The sequence below is a fragment of the Cellulosimicrobium cellulans genome (assembly GCF_042723955.1).
GTDB lineage: Bacteria > Actinomycetota > Actinomycetes > Actinomycetales > Cellulomonadaceae > Cellulosimicrobium > Cellulosimicrobium cellulans_H.
Genome location: NZ_JBHXIC010000006.1, coordinates 61,756 through 78,289 on the forward strand (window position 1 = coordinate 61,756; position 16,534 = coordinate 78,289).

The 16,534-nt window shown below is 75.5% G+C and carries 16 protein-coding genes; 4 read left to right on the top strand and 12 right to left on the bottom strand.

The window, feature by feature from the left end:
• Positions 1-143: 143 nt before the first annotated feature.
• Positions 144-776 carry a response regulator transcription factor gene (locus ACFWH7_RS03275; protein WP_378215028.1) on the bottom strand — a complete coding sequence of 211 codons (633 nt, stop codon included), beginning with the start codon at positions 774-776 and terminating at the stop codon, positions 144-146.
• Positions 777-865: 89 nt separating this feature from the next.
• Positions 866-2,110 (bottom strand): sensor histidine kinase, encoded by a 1,245-nt coding sequence (locus tag ACFWH7_RS03280; protein ID WP_378214997.1) that lies wholly within the window; start codon positions 2,108-2,110, stop codon positions 866-868.
• 226 nt (positions 2,111-2,336) lie between these two features.
• Between ACFWH7_RS03280 and ACFWH7_RS03285 the strand changes: the two genes are divergently transcribed.
• Positions 2,337-2,822: a DUF6069 family protein gene (locus ACFWH7_RS03285; RefSeq protein WP_378214998.1), complete on the top strand. Its 486-nt coding sequence runs from the start codon at positions 2,337-2,339 to the stop codon at positions 2,820-2,822.
• A gap of 175 nt (positions 2,823-2,997) precedes the next feature.
• Positions 2,998-3,618 (top strand): dihydrofolate reductase family protein, encoded by a 621-nt coding sequence (locus tag ACFWH7_RS03290; RefSeq protein WP_378214999.1) that lies wholly within the window; start codon positions 2,998-3,000, stop codon positions 3,616-3,618.
• Here ACFWH7_RS03290 and ACFWH7_RS03295 read toward each other — a convergent pair.
• From ACFWH7_RS03295 to ACFWH7_RS03330, 8 genes are all read right to left on the bottom strand, one after another.
• Positions 3,576-5,186, bottom strand: coding sequence for a SpoIIE family protein phosphatase (locus ACFWH7_RS03295; protein ID WP_378215000.1), 1,611 nt, complete (start codon positions 5,184-5,186; stop codon positions 3,576-3,578). The genes ACFWH7_RS03290 and ACFWH7_RS03295 overlap by 43 nt on opposite strands.
• Positions 5,183-6,907, bottom strand: coding sequence for an ATP-binding protein (locus tag ACFWH7_RS03300; protein WP_378215001.1), 1,725 nt, complete (start codon positions 6,905-6,907; stop codon positions 5,183-5,185). The genes ACFWH7_RS03295 and ACFWH7_RS03300 overlap by 4 nt, the downstream gene beginning before the upstream one ends.
• On the bottom strand, positions 6,904-7,944 hold the full coding sequence (locus tag ACFWH7_RS03305; protein WP_378215003.1) for an ATP-binding SpoIIE family protein phosphatase: 1,041 nt from the start codon (positions 7,942-7,944) through the stop codon (positions 6,904-6,906). Before ACFWH7_RS03305 ends, ACFWH7_RS03300 begins: the two co-directional genes overlap by 4 nt.
• Complete coding sequence (locus ACFWH7_RS03310; protein WP_378215004.1) at positions 7,941-8,363, bottom strand: ATP-binding protein; 423 nt, start codon at positions 8,361-8,363, stop codon at positions 7,941-7,943. The genes ACFWH7_RS03305 and ACFWH7_RS03310 overlap by 4 nt, the downstream gene beginning before the upstream one ends.
• Positions 8,360-8,764, bottom strand: coding sequence for an STAS domain-containing protein (locus ACFWH7_RS03315; protein WP_047233648.1), 405 nt, complete (start codon positions 8,762-8,764; stop codon positions 8,360-8,362). Before ACFWH7_RS03315 ends, ACFWH7_RS03310 begins: the two co-directional genes overlap by 4 nt.
• Positions 8,761-9,600, bottom strand: a complete 840-nt coding sequence (locus ACFWH7_RS03320) for an STAS domain-containing protein (RefSeq protein ID WP_378215005.1) — start codon at positions 9,598-9,600, stop codon at positions 8,761-8,763. Before ACFWH7_RS03320 ends, ACFWH7_RS03315 begins: the two co-directional genes overlap by 4 nt.
• A gap of 175 nt (positions 9,601-9,775) precedes the next feature.
• Positions 9,776-11,503: a glucose-6-phosphate isomerase gene (gene pgi, locus ACFWH7_RS03325; RefSeq protein WP_378215006.1), complete on the bottom strand. Its 1,728-nt coding sequence runs from the start codon at positions 11,501-11,503 to the stop codon at positions 9,776-9,778.
• Positions 11,504-11,633: 130 nt separating this feature from the next.
• Positions 11,634-12,509: an alpha/beta fold hydrolase gene (locus ACFWH7_RS03330; RefSeq protein ID WP_378215007.1), complete on the bottom strand. Its 876-nt coding sequence runs from the start codon at positions 12,507-12,509 to the stop codon at positions 11,634-11,636.
• A gap of 109 nt (positions 12,510-12,618) precedes the next feature.
• Here ACFWH7_RS03330 and ACFWH7_RS03335 point away from each other — a divergent pair, with 109 nt between their 5' ends.
• The gene (locus ACFWH7_RS03335; RefSeq protein WP_378215009.1) at positions 12,619-13,254 is read left to right on the top strand and encodes a TetR/AcrR family transcriptional regulator; all 636 of its coding nucleotides are present in this window, start codon (positions 12,619-12,621) and stop codon (positions 13,252-13,254) included.
• Positions 13,255-13,358: 104 nt separating this feature from the next.
• Positions 13,359-13,937: a dienelactone hydrolase family protein gene (locus ACFWH7_RS03340; RefSeq protein WP_378215010.1), complete on the top strand. Its 579-nt coding sequence runs from the start codon at positions 13,359-13,361 to the stop codon at positions 13,935-13,937.
• A gap of 28 nt (positions 13,938-13,965) precedes the next feature.
• Here the strand turns inward: ACFWH7_RS03340 and ACFWH7_RS03345 are convergent, their stop codons facing one another.
• Together ACFWH7_RS03345 and ACFWH7_RS03350 are read right to left on the bottom strand one after the other, a co-directional pair.
• The gene (locus ACFWH7_RS03345) at positions 13,966-15,165 is read right to left on the bottom strand and encodes a GNAT family N-acetyltransferase (RefSeq protein ID WP_378215011.1); all 1,200 of its coding nucleotides are present in this window, start codon (positions 15,163-15,165) and stop codon (positions 13,966-13,968) included.
• Complete coding sequence (locus ACFWH7_RS03350; protein ID WP_378215012.1) at positions 15,162-16,346, bottom strand: GNAT family N-acetyltransferase; 1,185 nt, start codon at positions 16,344-16,346, stop codon at positions 15,162-15,164. Before ACFWH7_RS03350 ends, ACFWH7_RS03345 begins: the two co-directional genes overlap by 4 nt.
• Positions 16,347-16,534 lie beyond the last annotated feature (188 nt).

The window sequence follows — 16,534 nt, forward strand, 5'->3', positions numbered from 1 at the left end:
GGCGGCGCGGTGTACCACACACACCCCCCCCGCGCGGCGCGCCTAGTGTCGTTGGTTTTTTTGCGTCGAAACACCACCACCGGGCGCGCCCCCCACGGGGGGCCAGGACGGGCTCGACCACGGACCGGGCGAGAGACCGGCCGTCAGTCCAGGCCGGCGGCGTGGACGAGCAGCGCGACCTGGGTCCGGTTCTCCAGGCCGAGCTTGAGCAGCACGTTCGACACGTGGGCCTTGACCGTCGGGACGCTGAGGAAGAGGGCCGCCGCGATCTCGGCGTTCGCCGCGCCGCGGCCGAGCTCGACGGCGACGTCCCGCTCGCGCCCGGTGAGCGCGTCGAGCGCCGCCCGGGCGCGGTCGCGCTCGCCGCTCGCGTCCGCGACCGACGTCATGAGGCGCCGCGCGATCTCCGGTGACAGCACCGCCTCGCCCGTGGCCGCCGCGCGGACCGCCGCGACGATCCGCTCGGGCGGCATGTCCTTGAGCAGGTAGCCCGACGCCCCGGCGTGCAGGGCCCCGACGACCTCCTCGTCGCTGTCGAACGTCGTGAGCACGACGACGGCCGGCGCGCCCGGCCGCGACCGCACCCGCCGCGTGGCTTCGATCCCGTCGACGCGCGGCATCCGCAGGTCCATGAGCACGACGTCGGTCGGGTGCGCGTCGAGCACGCCCGTCACCTCGGCCCCGTCCGCGGCCTCGCCGACGACCTCGATGCCGTGGGCGCCGTCGAGCATGAGCCGCAGCCCCGCGCGGACGAGCGCGTCGTCGTCGACGATCACGAGCCGGGTCCGCGACGCGTCGCGCGGACCCTCGCCGTCGTCGTGCCGATCGCCCACGCGCGCGCCGCGCCCGCGTCCACCCTGGTCGCTCACGCGTCCCACGGTAGCCGGACATCGAGGACGAACCCGTCGTCCCGCGCCCCGGCGTCGAGGGTCCCGCCGAGCAGGTCGACGCGCTCGCGCAGCCCGACGAGCCCGGTGCCGGTCCCCTCGCCGGCCGCTCCGGCGGCGCCTCCCACGCCGCCGACCGCGACGAGGCGCGGGCCGGCGTCGGACACCGTGACCCGCAGCTCGCCGGGCCGGGCGGCGACGCGCAGGCTGACGGGGCTGCCCGGCGCGTGCCGGCGGGCGTTCGTCAGCCCCTCCTGCGCGACGCGGAAAGCCGCGACCTCGACGGTCCGGGGCGTGGCCGCCGATCCCGACCGCTCGTAGGTGACGTCGCCGCCGGCCTCGCGGGCTTCGGCGACGAGCCGGTCGACGTCGTCGAGCGTGGGTTGAGGTGCGGGGGCGCCGCCGTGGGCGTCGTCGGGGTTTGCGCGCAGCACCCGCACGACGTCGCGCAGGTCGCCGAGCGCGGAGCTCACCCCGTCCCGGACCAGGCCCGCGGCGCGGGCGAGCTGCGCCGGGTCGGCGTCGGGGCGGTACTCGAGCGCCCCGGCCGTGGCGGCGAGGAGGGAGAGCCGGTGGGCGAGGGTGTCGTGCATCTCGCGGGCGATCCGGGTGCGCTCCGCGACCCGGGCCTCGGCGACGCGGCGATCCTGGTCGCGCTCGGCGCGCCGGGCGCGGTCGCGCAGCGACCACATCAGCTGGGCCCGCGCCTGCCAGTACATCCCCCAACCGAGCAGGGCGGCGTGCACCGCGAGGTCGCACAGGAGCCACCAGCCGAGCGGCAGGGCCTGCGGCCGCCACAGCGCCTGCACGGCGTGGCCCAGGAACCCGGCGACCGCGACCGGGACCGCCGTGCGCGCCGGGTACCAGCGCGCGATCTGGAGGGTCGCGACGGTCGAGGCGGGGGTCGCCGCGCCGGAGTACGCGGAGAGCGACGCGAGCACCAGGGCGCCGAGCACGGGGGCGTTGCGCGGGGACCGCGACCACAGGAGAGGGAGGGCCGCGAGCGCCAGGACCGCGACGGTGACGTCGATCGCGGGCTGCGCGCCGGGCTCGTCCTGGCCGACGATCCCTGCCGTCGCGAGCGCCGTGAGAGCCGCGACGGCGAGCCACGCGACGGCGAACGTCCACCAGGGCACGAGCGGGCGGTTCCCCTCCCGGCGGGCGGCGGCCGTCGCGAGGACGGGGCGTCCGGCGAGCGGAGGGCAGTCGGTCGGTGTGGTCATGCTCCGGACGCTAGGGCGCGGCGCGACGGGCGACCACCGACCAAGGTCGGGGGTCGCCGTCCGGGGGGAGGGTCGCGGAGCGACGGCGGTCGGGGCGGCCGTCGCCCTCCGGCCGGTGCGCCGGACGCGGCGGCGCCGCGAACGTGAGGGACGTCGGCACCCCGCCGGCCGCGGCCCCGGTCGCGAGAGCCACGCGGCGCCCGTCGCGTGACGAAGGAGGAGTGTCATGTCCACGACCCCCAGCACCTCGAACGCCACCTCGGACGTCCCCCGCTACGACGGCACACCCGCCGCTCCGGCTCGGACCGGGTCGCTGGGCCCGGGGGATGTGCGGGTCCGAGGACGCGTCCCTCGCTGGTCCGTCCCGCTCGTCGCGGCCGTCGTCGCCGCGGTCGTGCTCCTCGTCGGCACCGCGCTCGGCGTCGACCCGGAGGTGCGCTCCGCGACGGGCACCCAGGCGGTCGGGGTCGTCGCCGCGGTCGTCGCGGCGCTCGTCGTCGGGTACGCCGCGTGGGGCGTGCGCGCCCTGCTCGGCCGGCTGCTCTCCCGCCGGGCCGACGGGGGCGAGCGCGCCTGGCTCGTGACGTGCGGCGTCGTGCTGCTCGTCTCCCTGCTCGGCCCGCTCGGCGCGGTGACGCCTGCCGCGGTGGTGCTCCTCGCCGTCGAGCACCTCACGGTCGGCGCAACCCTCGCGCTGGGCCTCCGCCGCTGACCCCTCCACGCCCCCGGCATCCCGCCGAGCACGACATGGCGGTCGCTATCCCACGGACAACGACCGCCATGTCGTGCTCGACCGCGCGAGGTCGTGCTCGGCGGGACGATGAGTTCGCGCGGGCGCGACGGTCTGCCCCGGCATCGACCCACCGTCCCGACCGGAAGGCCACCCCATGACCGCGACGCTCGTGTCCACCCTGTTCCTGTCGCTCGACGGCGTCGCCGAGATCGACCCGGAGTGGCACTTCCCGTACTTCGACGACAACATGGCGGCCGCCGTCGACGAGGACTACCAGGACGTCGACGCGCTGCTCCTCGGGCGGGTCACGTACGACAGCTTCGCCGGCGCGTGGCCCGAGCGGGAGACCGCCGGGGGAGAGGACGCGTCGTTCGCGGCGCGGCTCGGCGACCTGCGCAAGATCGTCGCGACGCGCGGCGACCAGGACCTCGGGTGGCGGCACGTCGAGCGCGTCGACGGCGACCTCGTCGAGGCCGTGCGCGCGCTCAAGGAGGAACCGGGGCTGGGGAAGGTGCTCGTCGCCGGGTCGATCTCGGTGGTGCGCCAGCTCCTCGCCGCCGGCCTGCTCGACGAGCTGCGGCTGCTCGTCCATCCCGTCGCGGCGCGCACGGGCGAGCGGCTCTTCGACGAGGGCGAGCCGTACTACCCGCTCACGCTCCTGCGGTCCGAGACCTACCCGACGGGGGTCGTGCGCCTGGTGTACGCCCCGGCCGAGGTGCCGGCGGAGGTCACCTACGACGACGTCGCGGACAAGGTGCCGTCCGGCGACGCCTGACGCGCGACCGCCACCACGGCGACGTCGTCCTCGCGACCGGGGTCGTCGAACGCCGCGACGAGGCGCTCGCACATGGCCGCGGGGTCGAGCCCGGCATGCTCGCCGGCCACCCGCACCAGGCGGTCGAGCGCGTCGACCAGCGACCCGCCCCGGCGCTCGACGAGCCCGTCGGTCACGAGCACGAGGAGGTCCCCGGGCTCCAGGACCTCGCGGTGGGCGAGGCGCTCGTCGGGGCTCGGCACGCCGAGGAGGCGGGAGCCCGACTTCGCACGGACGACCGTCCCGTCGGCGCGGACGACGAGCGCGGGCAGGTGCCCGGCGTCGGTGAGCTCCAGGGCGCCCGTCGCCGGGTCGAGCACGCACACGCAGACCGTCGCGAACTCCGTGTGGTCGTCGCGCAGCGCCGCGTTGAGGAGGTCCAGCGCGGAGGCCGCGTCGTGGCCCTCGCGCAGGTAGGCGCGCAGCGTCATGCGCACCTCGGCCATCACGGTGGCGGCGCGCAGGGAGTGGCCCTGCACGTCGCCGATGACGACGGCCACCCGCCCGTCCGGGAGGTCGAACGCGTCGTAGAAGTCGCCGCCGACGTCGAGTCGTGCGTCCGACGCCTCGTACCGCGCGGCGACCTCGACGCCGCCCCGCACGTGCAGGTCGGCAGGGAGGAGCGCGCGCTGCAGCGCGAGCGCGATGCGGTGCTCCTCGGTGAACGTGCGGAGGTTCGCCAGGGCGACCGTCGCGGCCTCGGCGAAGCGGCCGGCGGCCTCGCGCTCCTCGTCGGACAGCGGCTCGTCGCCGACCTCGATGCCGAGCCCGCCGACGAGCGCGCCCGTGCCGTCGACGAGCCAGAAGGTGAACCACGCCGAGGGGCCGACCCCGGCCTCGGCGAGGAGCGGGCGCCACGGCGCGGGCACGTCGTCGGGACCGAACTCCGCGGTCGTCGCGCCCGTCGGCGGGAGCACCGCCGTCGGCCCCCGGCCGCGCACCAGCGCGGCGCCCTCCGTGGAGCACACCGAACGCAGCACCACGCCGGCCTCGGCGACCACCATCGAGACGACCGCACGGCCGAGGACCACGCACGCGCCGCGCGCCGCGTGGTCCGCCACGGCCTCGGGCGACCGGGCCTCGTGGAGCGGGACGAGCGCGTCGGTGAGCGCCTCGAGCCGCCGGGCCGTGCGGCCCGCGCCCCGCTGGGCATCGACGCGCCGGCACAGGGCGCTGATGGTCGCCAGGAACTCGTCGCGGTCGAGCGGCTCCGGCAGGTAGGCGTCCGCCCCGCCCTCGAGGCCGGCGGTGCGGGCCGCGGCGTCGACGTCGGTCGCGGACACGTGCAGGACCGGCACGTGGGCCGTCGCCGGGTCCGCCTTGAGCCGGCTGCACACCTCGCGGCCCGGGATGTCCGGGAGGTTGACGTCGAGGACGACCGCGTCGACGTGCGCCGACGCCTGGGCCAGCGCCTCGCTCCCGGTCGCGGCCTCGACGACGTCGAACCCGGCGCGGCGGAGCCAGCTCGCCATGACGTAGCGGTGCGCGTGCGTGTCGTCGACCACGAGCACGGTGCGTTCGGCGCTCATCGAGCGCTCACCTCCCGTCGCAGGGTCGCGACGAGGCGGTCGCGGTCGATCCTCGACTTCGTGAGGAACGGCGCGTCGCCGATCCCCGCGGGGGCGGGCGCGCTCGACATGAGCACCGTCGCCGTCGCGGGGTAGAGGCCCTGGATCGTCGACCGGAGCGTCAGCCCGTCCGTCCCCGGGAGGCACACGTCCAGGAGCGCCACGTCGGCCGCGCCGTCGTGCAGGAGCGCCAGGGCGTGGGACGCGTCGTGCGCGACGCTGACCCGCGCCGCGTCGTCGCGGAGCATCGAGGAGACGACCGAGGCGTAGGCCCGGTCGTCGTCGACGACGAGCACGTGCCCGAGGTCGTGGTCCTCCTCGGGCTCGGGCCGCGCGTCCGACGGGACCGCCTCGTCGACGGACAGCGACGGGAGCCGGAGCGTGAACACGCTCCCCTCCCCGGGGCGTGACGTCGCGACGAGGGCCCCGCCGAGCGCCTCGGAGGTCCGGCGCGCGTACGGCAGTCCGAGGCCCGTGCCCCGCACGGTCGGCTGGAGGCGGTTCGGGACCTGGACGAACTCCTCGAACACGGCGTCGAGCTGGTCCGCGGGGATGCCGAGACCGGTGTCCTGGACGTCGAACCGTACGACCTCCCCGTCGGCCTCCGCCCGGAGCACGACCTCACCGTGGTCCGTGAACTTCACGGCGTTCGTGAGCAGGTTGCGCAGCACGCGGGACAGGAGCCGACGGTCGGTGACGAGCGTGAGGCCGGGGGCGGCGACGGTCCGCAGCGCGACGCCGGGGCGCACCACGGGGAGGGTCGTGCCGCGCAGCTCGTCGAGCAGCTCCGCCACATCGACCGGTCCGGGCGCGACGTCCTCGTGCCCGGCCTCGGCGCGCGCGAGGTCGAGCAGCTCGTCGACGAGGGTGAGGAGCGTCGCGGCGCTCTCGCGGAGGAAGCCCACCTGCTGGGTCTGCTCGCCGTCGAGGTGGGAGTCGGCGAGCAGCGAGGTCAGCCCGAGGATCGAGTTCACGGGCGAGCGGAGCTCGTGGCTCACGTTGCGCAGGAAGCGCGTCTTCGCCTCGTTCGCGGCAGCCAGCTCGCGACCCCGCTCGTCGAGCTCGGCGTAGAGCGCGACGACGCCGGTGTTGGTCTCCTCGAGCTCGGAGGAGAGCTGGTCGTACATCGCGAGGACGCCCCGGTTCGTCTCCTCCAGCTCCACGTTGAGGCGCCGCTGCTCCTCCTGCTGGCGGGTGAGCTCGTCGAGGGTGCGGACCAGCTCCGCGTTCTGGACGCGCAGCTCGTCGACCGCGTCGGCCACGTGCGCTGCCGCGGTGGACCGCCGCACCGCCGCGAGCGTCACCTCGTCCGTGCGCGCGGTCGCGGGGAGCGTCTTGGTGAGCAGGACGCGCGTCCCCGTCGGGTCGACCTCGAGGCCGCGGACGAGCCGCCGTGCCGCGGGGACGCCGCCGTCGCTCGAGTCGCCGTCGACGAGGAACGGCGTGCCCGCCACGATCTCGGCCCGCAGGGTCGCGTGGGGCAGCCCGGGCAGGACACCGACGACGACGTCGGCCGTGCCGGAGGCGATCGCGGACCGGCCGATCTCCGACAGCGCGGTCGCGACGCGCACCTGGTCCTGCGTGTCGAGCCCGAGCCGGTGGCAGATCTCCCGGCCTGCCCGGCGCAGCGCGATGACGTCGGAGTCGGAGCGGAGCTGCGTGACGAGCAGCGTCGTGCTCATGCCGCCTCCCGGCCGATCGGGAGCACGGCCACGCACGAGTCGTCCCGGCGTACCGCGTGGTCGCGCAGGACGACGCCCGCGACGACGAGCGGAGAGCGCGTCGCGAGGCCCGGGTAGTCGGCGAGCGACCAGCGGTCGGTGAGCCCGTCGCTGTGCAGCACGACGACGTCGCCGACCTCGACCGGGTAGGTCGTCTCCCGCAGCGGCCGCCCCCGCGTGCCCGCGATGCCCGGGTAGCTCACGAGGCCGCGCGAGCGTGTGCCCTGAGCGGTCCCGGAGATGTTTCCCAGGCCCGCGTACCGCAGCGATCCGTCGCCGGGCACCTGGGCGACGGCTACGGCGGCGCCGCGCGTGCCCCCGAGCGCCCCGTGCACGCGCTCGAGGAGCGCGACGGGGGGACCGGCGGGCGCGTCGAGGAACGCCCGCACGGCGGCGCCCGACGCCGCGGCCGCGAGCGGGCCGTGCCCCAGGCCGTCGGCGACGAGGAGGCTCGGGACGCCGTCGTCGTGGCGGACCGCGAGCGCGTCGCCGCACACCGTCTGGCCGGTCATCGGTCGGGTGATGCCCGTCGGCTCCGCGAGACCGGCCACCGTGCCGTGCGCCGCGAACGTCGCCGCGATGACCGTCCCCTGGCCGGGGGACGTCCACGCGTCCCACGAGGTCGCCAGGCGCGGCAGCGTGCCCAGGCCGATGCCGAGCGTGCCCCTGCTCGACACGCCGTCGCGCATCGCGGCGCCGATGTCCCGCATGCCCGGGCCGGAGTCCACCGCGAGCACCTCGAGCGCGGTGTCGTCGCCGGTGCGCCGCACGCGGACCAGGACCGTGCCCGAGCCGGCGTGCCGGCTCTGGTTGGTCGCCAGCTCGGAGACCACGAGCCCGATCTCGGCCGCCCGGTCGTCGTCGAGGCCGAGCGACCGCGCGACGGCGCTCGCGCCCCGCCGCACCGTCCCGACCGCCGACGGGTGGTCGACGGTGTACCAGGTGCCGCCCTCGACGAGGCTGCGGCGCTCGTCGGGGCGGTCGGGGGCCGGGCTCATCGGGACCAGGTCGCGATCTCGACGCGGGTACCCGCGCCCGGCGCCGTGTCGATCGCGAAGTGCTGGACGAGACGTCGCGAGCCCGACAGCCCCAGCCCGAGCCCGCTCCCGCTGGTCCAGCCGTCGGTGAGCGCGAGGTCGAGGTCCGGGATCCCCGGCCCCTCGTCCGAGAAGACGGCGCGGACCCCGGTCCGCAGGCCCTCGGTGACGAGCTGGACCTCGGCCTCGCCGCCCCCGCCGTAGACGAGCGTGTTGCGCGCGAGCTCGCTCGCCGCGGTGACGAGCTTGGTCTGGTCGACGAGCGACAGGCGCGCCTGCTGCGCGAGCGTCCGGACGAGCTGGCGGACCCGGACGACGTCGGAGTCCGTGCGCACGGGGACGCGCTCGGCCGTCGACGTCGGCGGGGTCGTCGTCGTCATCTCTCCTCGCGCTCGGCGGCCGCGAGGAGCACGTCCTCGGCGGACCGCTCCTCGGGCGCGAGGAGCGCGAGGCCGCGCTCGACGTCGAGCGCCGTGCGGACGTCGCCGAGCGACAACCCGAGCTCGACCATCGTGATCGCGACCGCGGGTCGCATCCCGACGACGACGGTCGTCGCGTCGAGCACGTGGGAGATGCCGGCGACCGACGCGAGCATCCGGCCGATGAAGGAGTCGACGATCTCCAGCCCGGAGATGTCGATGATCACGCCGCGCGCGCCGGTGTCCGTGATCCGCTGGGCGAGGTCCTCCTGGAGCCGCAGGGCGGTGTCGTCCTGGAGGTCGACCTGGATCGAGACGAGGAGCGTGGAGCCGATCTTGAGGATGGGGACGGCGTCGGTCATGCCGGGAGCCCGGTACGCCGGGAGTCACGCCCCGAGCGGAGCGCGTCGACGAGCGCGTCCGCGAGGCTCGCGCGCGTACGGATGTCGCCGAACTCGATGCCGAGCGCGACGATCGTCTGGGCGATCTGCGGGCGGATGCCGCTGATCGTGCACTCGGCACCCATGAGGCGCGCCGCGACGACCGTCTTGAGCAGGTGCTGCGCGACCTGGGTGTCCACCGCGGGGACGCCCGTGATGTCGATGATCGCGTGCTCGCTGCCCGTGTCCACGAGCGTGTTGAGCAGCTTCTCCATGACGACCTGGGTGCGCGCGGAGTCGAGCGTCCCGACGAGCGGCACCGCGACGATGCCCTCCCAGAGCTTCACGACAGGGGTCGAGAGCTCGAGGAGCTGCTCGGACTGCTCGGCGATGATGGCCTCGCGCGCCGCGGCGAACGTCTCGAACGTGAAGAGGCCGAGCTGGTCGACCAGGCGCAGGAGCGGGGTGACGTCGGTGTCGGCGTCCGTCGCGGCGGCGAGCCGGTACAGGCCCTCCTTGAGCGCGAACACGCCGATCGCCGTCTCGCGCGGGGTGAACCCGAGGCGGGCGCGCGCGGAGGAGACGTCGGCGAGGATGCCGCGGAGCTGGTCGAACGCGGCGTCGGACAGCGACACCCCGCCCGACCGCAGTCCGTCGAGGAGCGCGTCGAGGATCTCGCCCTGCTCGCGCTCGAGCTCACCCCGCGAGGTGCGGCCGTACAGCTCGTGCGCGGCGGCCTCGAGCCAGGCGCTGCGCACGTCGTCGGCGTGCTCCGTCAGGGTGCGGGCAAGGGTCTCGGGTGTGGCGGCGTCGGCCATCGGTGTCCTTCCGGGTTGAACGACGCCGAACGGGCTCGCGGCTGTCGCGCCGTCAGTGTACGCAGCGCGCGCGGACTCGCAGCCCGGGCCGAGGACGGGGAGGGCCCACGAGAACGGCAGGAGGGCCGCTGTCCACGGGACAGCGGCCCTCATGCCGGGGTCGTCGAGACGCGGGTCAGTTGCGCAGGTCGAGGTAGCGGTCGATGAGGGCCGCGGTGGACGGGTCCTGCGCGGCGAGGGCGTCCTCGTCGCCCGCGACGGCGGGCGCGATCTCGAGCGCGAGCTTCTTGCCGAGCTCGACGCCCCACTGGTCGAAGCTGTCGATGCCCCACACGACGCCCTGCACGAACGTGATGTGCTCGTAGAGCGCGATGAGCTGGCCCAGGACCGACGGCGTGAGCGCCGGCGCGAGGATCGACGTCGTCGGGCGGTTGCCCGGGAACGTCCGCGCGGACACGAGCTCCTCCGCCGTCCCCTCCGCGCGGACCTCGTCCGCGGTCTTGCCGAAGGCGAGCGCCTTGGTCTGCGCGAAGAAGTTCGCGAGGAACAGGCCGTGCACGTCCGCGCCGGCTTGCACCGCGCCGCCGTCGCCGACCTCGTCCGTGAGCGGGTGCGCCGGGTTCGCGACGGCGATGAAGTCCGCCGGGATGAGCCGCGTGCCCTGGTGGATGAGCTGGTAGAACGCGTGCTGGCCGTTGGTGCCCGGCTCGCCCCAGAAGATCTCCCCCGTCTCGGTGGTGACGGGTGAGCCGTCCCAGCGCACGCGCTTGCCGTTGGACTCCATCGTGAGCTGCTGGAGGTAGGCCGGGAAGCGGTGCAGGTACTGCGCGTAGGGGAGCACCGCGTGCGTGTGCGCGTCGAGGAAGTTCACGTACCAGACGTTGAGCAGGCCCATGAGGACCGGCACGTTGCGCTCGAACGGCGTGCGGCGCACGTGCTCGTCGATCGCGTGGAAGCCCGCGAGCAGCTCGGCGAACCGGTCCGGGCCGATCGCGATCGCGAGCGACGTACCGATCGCCGAGTCGACGGAGTAGCGACCGCCGACCCAGTCCCAGAACCCGAACGCGTTCGCCGGGTCGATGCCGAACGCCGCGACCTTGTCGAGCGCGGTCGACACGGCGACGAAGTGCTGCGCGACGGCGGCCTGCCGGGACTCGTCCGTGTCCTCGAGCGCGCCGACCGCCGCGAGCTCCGTCCACAGCCAGTCGCGCGCGAGGCGCGCGTTCGTCAGGGTCTCGAGCGTGCCGAACGTCTTGGACGCGACGATGAACAGCGTCGTGCGCGGGTCGAGGCCCGCCGTCTTCTCCGCGACGTCCGTCGGGTCGATGTTCGAGACGAACCGGACCTCGATGTCCTGGTGCTTGTACGGCAGCAGCGCCTCGTACGCCATGACCGGGCCGAGGTCCGAGCCGCCGATACCGATGTTGACGACCGTCCGCACGCGCTCGCCCGTGACGCCCGTCCACTCGCCCGAGCGGACCTTGTCCGCGAACGCGTAGACCTTGGCGAGCTCGCCGTGCACGTCCGCGTCCACGTCCTGCCCGTCGACGACGAGGTGCTCGTCGTCGCCCAGCGGGGTCGGGCGGCGCAGCGCCGTGTGCAGGACGGCGCGGTCCTCGGTGACGTTGATGTGCTCGCCCGTGAACATGGCCTCGAGGCGGTCGTCGAGGCGGACCTCCTCGGCGAGGCGCACGAGCAGCTCGAGCGTCTCGTCGGTGACGAGGTTCTTCGACAGGTCGACCGTGAGGTCGGCGGCCTGGTGCGTGAGGCGGCGGGCGCGGTCCGGGTCGGCCGCGAACCAGGTGCGCAGGTCCGGCTCCACGGTGTCGCGGTGCACGGTCAGCGCGGTCCAGGACGGCGTGGTGGTGGGGTCGATCGGCGGCGGCACGGGCTGCGAGGTCATGACCACCAAACTACTGACCGACGTCGGCGCCCGCCCACCCCGACCGTCCCGCGGTCGATGGTCCGGTGGCCTCACGAACGACAGCCGTCGGTCCCTGGCCGCGAGGGGCGGCGGGCACCGACGGCGCCGGTCAGGCGGCGTCGTGACGGCGGACGAAGTCCTGGACGACCGGCAGGACGCGCTCCGGCAGCTGCCACAGGACGCCGTGGCCTCCGCCGGGGACGATCTCCACCTGCCCGTACGGCACGTGCTCGCGCACCCGGTCCGCGGCGGCCGTCACGTCTCCGAGCCGGGTGCCGGCCCCGAAGAACGCGAGCGTCGGCGCCGTGATCGCCGCGAGAGCGGCGTCGTCGAGCGGGGCGGGCCAGGGCGTGCGGCGGCGGTAGCGCATCGCCGCACGGGCGAGCGCCCGATCCTCGTCGGTGGGGTCCGTGCCGGGACTGAGCCACGCGTCGAGCCGGGCGAAGCGCCGCCGCGAGGGCCACAGGGCGGTGGTGACCATCCGCACGACGACCGTCGGTGACGGCTTGACCAGCGTCGTGATCCCCTCACCCAGGGTGAGGCTCGCGAGCCGGTCCCGTGCGCGACCGCCCAGGAGGGCGGCGAACCAGGCACCCTCCGAGTAGCCGAGCACGTGCGCGCGCTCGAGCCCGAGGCCGTCGAGCAGCTGCTCGCCCCACGCGCCGTAGTCGGCCGGCCGGGTCAGCGGCGCGGTCTGCACGCTCCGCCCGGCCGTCCCGACGACGTCGGGCGCGTGGACCACGCGATCCACGGCCAGGCGCGCGACGACGGCGTGCCAGCCCAGGCCGGTGCCGTTGAGGCCGTGCAGCAGCACGAGCGGGGTCCGGTCCCCGGCGCCGGACGTGCGTACGTGGGTGGGCCCGAACGCCGTCTCCACCACCGTCTCGGTGAACGGGAGCGGCCAGCGGGCGGCCAGGTCGGCGTAGGCGCGCTCGTAGGCGAGCCGGGCGGCGTCGTCCCGGAACGCGCCGACGGGAGTGCTCATGGCGACCTCCTCGGTTGATGATATGTCCGTACCATACTGATGTTATGGGCATATCATCAAGACCGTGGGCGGGGCCTGGTCGGACCGGGAGCGCCGGAGGGGAGCAGGCATGCCGCGGTTGGTCGACCACGCGGAGCGACGCGAGCAGATCACCGACGCGGCCCGGCGCGTCATCGGGCGGGACGGGCTCGACGCCGCCACGTTCCAGGCGGTCGCGGCAGAGGCAGGCGTGTCGGTGCGCCTGGTCCAGTACTACTTCGGCAACAAGGGCGGGCTCCTCGCCGCCACGCACCGGGCGGTGGTCGACGCCTCCGCGGCCCGCTTCGGTGCCGACGGACCCGCACCCGGGACGCTCCCTCCGCCTCGGGACGTGCTGCGGGGGGTCGTGGCGGCGCTCCTGCCGCTCGACGCCCAGCGGCGGGCGGACGCCGTCGTGCTCGCCGCGTTCCACGCGGCCGCGCTGACCCGGGACGCCGCGGCCCGAGAGGCGCTGCTGCCCGCGCCCCGCGCGCTCGTCGACGTCGTCGCCGCCCAGCTCGACCGGGCGCGCGCCGCCGGCCTCCCGCGGCGTGGCAGACGAGACGTCGAGACGAGCCGGGACGCCGAGCTCGTGCTCGCCGCCCTCGCGGGCCTCACGCAGTCGGTCGTCGCCGGTCATCTGGATGCGCAACAGTCGCTCGCCGTGGCCGAGCGGCTGCTCGACCACCTGTTCGCCGCGCCGGCGGGTGGACCTGCGCCGACGTGACCCCGGGGGCGCGCGTGGGCGGCCGGGGCCACGATGGGCTCGGCGCGTCCACCGGCGCCCACCACGTCCGCCCGTCGCGGGCGTCCGAGTCCGAGGGAGGACCGATGGCTGAGGTAGTGCTCTTCCACCACGTGCAGGGGCTGACGGACGGCGTGCGCACGATCGCCGAGTCGCTGCGGGGTGCGGGGAACGTCGTGCACACGCCGGACCTGTTCGAGGGGCGCACGTTCGCGACCCTCGACGAGGGCATGGCGCACGTGCAGGAGCTGGGGTTCGGGACGGTCCTGGAGCGCGGGCGGTCCGTCGCCGACGGCTACGACGCGGGGGTCGTCTACGCGGGGATCTCGCTCGGCGTGCTGCCCGCGCAGATGCTCGCCCAGACGCGCGCGGGCGCGAAGGGCGCGGTGCTGCTCGAGGCGTGCGTGCCGGTCTCGGAGTTCGGCGAGGCCTGGCCCGACGCCGTTCCCGTGCAGGTGCACGGCATGGACGCCGACCCGTCGTTCGCGGGCGAGGGCGACCTCGAGGCCGCGCGCGAGCTCGTGGACTCCACGCCCGACGCCGAGCTGTACGTCTACCCCGGGGACCGCCACCTGTTCACCGACCCGAGCCTGCCGTCGTACGAGCCGGAGGCCGCCGCACTCGTCACCGAGCGGGTGATCCGCTTCCTCGACGGCATCCGCTGAGCGGCCGACGTCGCGGCGGCCCCCGGGGTCAGGAGGCCGCGTCGGGCTGCTGGCCGGGCTTGCCGCCGGGTACCGCGACGAGCACGAGTTGCCACTCGGCGTCGACGCTCGCGGGCGCGAAGCCGAGCGCGACGTTGATCGCGAGCATGTGCGCGTTCTCCTGCGCGTTCCACGTGTGCACCCGGCGCGACGACGGCCGCGCCCGCGCGAGCTCGTCGAGCACGGCGACCTTGACGAGCATCCCGAGGCTGCGGCCGCGGTGCTCCCGGAGCACGAGCGTGTCCTCCTGGAACACGACCTCCGAGCGGTCGTGCGGGTACGCGACCATGGAGAACGCCGCGAGCGTGCCCGACGCCGCGTGCTCGGCCGCGGCGATGACGTAGCCCTGGCCGCGGTCGTGGATCTCCCGGGACGCCGTGCGGACGCGCTGGGCGTCCCACGGGTCCTCCTCGAGGTCGAGCCCGCCGCTCGGTGCGTCGGTGCTCATCCGCGTCTCGAGCACCGCGAACTGGTCGACCCACTCCTCGGGGACCTCGTCCGTCCACACGTGCACGCGGTAGCCGTCGGACCGTTCCGTCGCTGCCGCGCGCAGCGGGTCGAGCACCGCGGGCGCGACCGGGAGGTCGAGCACCGAGTGACGCATGACCTGCTCGAGCGTGAAGCCGCGGTGCAGCGCGAAGGTCGTGCCGTCGTCGTGCGCCGGGACGCGGCCGCTGCCGGTCGGCGCCTCGAGCGCGTCCGGCCCCGGCGGCGGCTCCGGCGCGAACGACGAGTCGGACTGGATCACGCGCCGCCCCTCCGCCCGTGCGACCGCCAGCGCCGCGTCCCACAGCGCGGAGCCGACGCCCCGGCGCCGGTGCGCGGGATCCACGCCCACGTAGACGACCGCCACGTGCGTGTTGCCCCGCTGCGGGAGCGCCACCATCGAGCGCCCCACGACGTCCTCGGGCCGGGGCGCCGTGCCGTGCGGGGCGTCGTCGAGCACCGCGACCCAGCGCAGCACGCGGCGGTAGCCGGCGCTCGCCACCGTGCCCGCGACGGTCGCCGCGTCCAGGGCGAGGTCCGTGTGGCCGTAGATGGCGCGGTCGATCGCGTCACCGACCCGGACCGTGCCGTGCACGGCCCAGGCGTCCGGCGCGGCGAGGCTCCCCGGGACGGGCTCGATGCGCACGCGCACGCGCACGTCGCGGGCGGTGGTGGTGGTCGGTCCTGCCTGCGGTGCGGTCACTCGCCGTCCTTCGGGGTCGTCCTGCGCTGCCACGCGGCCCACACGCCCGCGGGCCGGAACCCGAGCGCGACGTTGATCGCCAGCATGTGGTCGTTCTCCTGCGCGTTCCAGGTGTGGACGCGCCGGGTCGCGGGGCGCTCGCGGGCGAGCGCGTCGAGGTTGGCGACCTTGACGAGCATCCCGAGGCGGCGCCCGCGGTGCTCGCGGAGCACGAGGGTGTCCTCCTGGAACGCGAAGTCGTCGTGGTCGAGCGGGTACAGGAAGACCGTGAACGCGGCGAGCGTGCCGGTCGGCACGTGCTCCGCGGCGCTCAGGAGGAAGCCGTTCCGCTTCTCCGCCTGCTCGCCGACCCACGTGCGCACGCGCCGCGCGTCCCACGGGTCCTCGCCGTACTCGACACCTCCCGTCGGCGGGTCGGTGCTCATGCGGGTGAAGAGCGTGCCCACGTGGTCGAGCCAGACGTCGGGGACCTCGTCGGTCCAGGTGTGCACCCGGTAGTCGGAGCCGGCGTGCTCCCGGGCGTCGTCGCGGTGCGCGCCGAGGGTGTCGGGGGCCACCGGGAGGTCGAGCACCGAGTGGCGCTCGACCTGCTCCAGGGCGTACCCGCGCGCGCTGAGGAAGCGCGGGCCGGGGGCCTCGGCGGGGACGCGGCCGGCGCCGGTCGTGGCGGCGAGCGCGCCCGGGCCGGGCGGAGGCTCCTCGCCGTGCGAGGTGTTCGAGAGGTGGACGGTGCGCCCGGCGTCCGCGCCGAGACGCTCGGCGAGCGCGAGCAGGGGCGTCCCGATGCCCCGTCGGCGCTCGGCAGGGCGGACGAGGACGAAGGTCTCGCTCAGGTGCTCGTTGCTCGTGGTGGGGTGGAGCACGAACAGGTGCGCGACGACGTCGGGCACCGTGGGCGGGACGCCGTCGGTGACGAGGGCGTGCGCGGCCGGGGAGCGCACGACGACGAAGCGGCGCTTGGTCGCGTACTCCTGGTGGTCCATCCCCGAGAGCACGTCCCGGGGCCGGAGCGCGAGGTCGTCGTAGCCGTGGACCTCGAACTCGTGCTCGCGCTCGAGGTCGGCGACGGCGCGGTACGCCCACGCGTCGGGGTCGTCGAGCGACGCGGGGTGGGGGGCCTCGACGAGCGTGTACCCCGGCGGGAGGGACACCTCGGCGGCGGTGCGGGCGACGCTGCTCATGCCGTCCAGCGTTCCCGCGCCGGCGGACGATGTCCACGTTTTTGGGCGGTCGGCCCGGTGCGACGGCTCCCGGGACGACGACGGCCCCGGGGCCCGCCGGGGCCCCCGCCCCGGCGGCCCCCCCGCCCGGCGGGGGGGGGTGGCCCAATTGGGGGCGCGGCACCCGCGCGGCGGCCCCCGATCACACC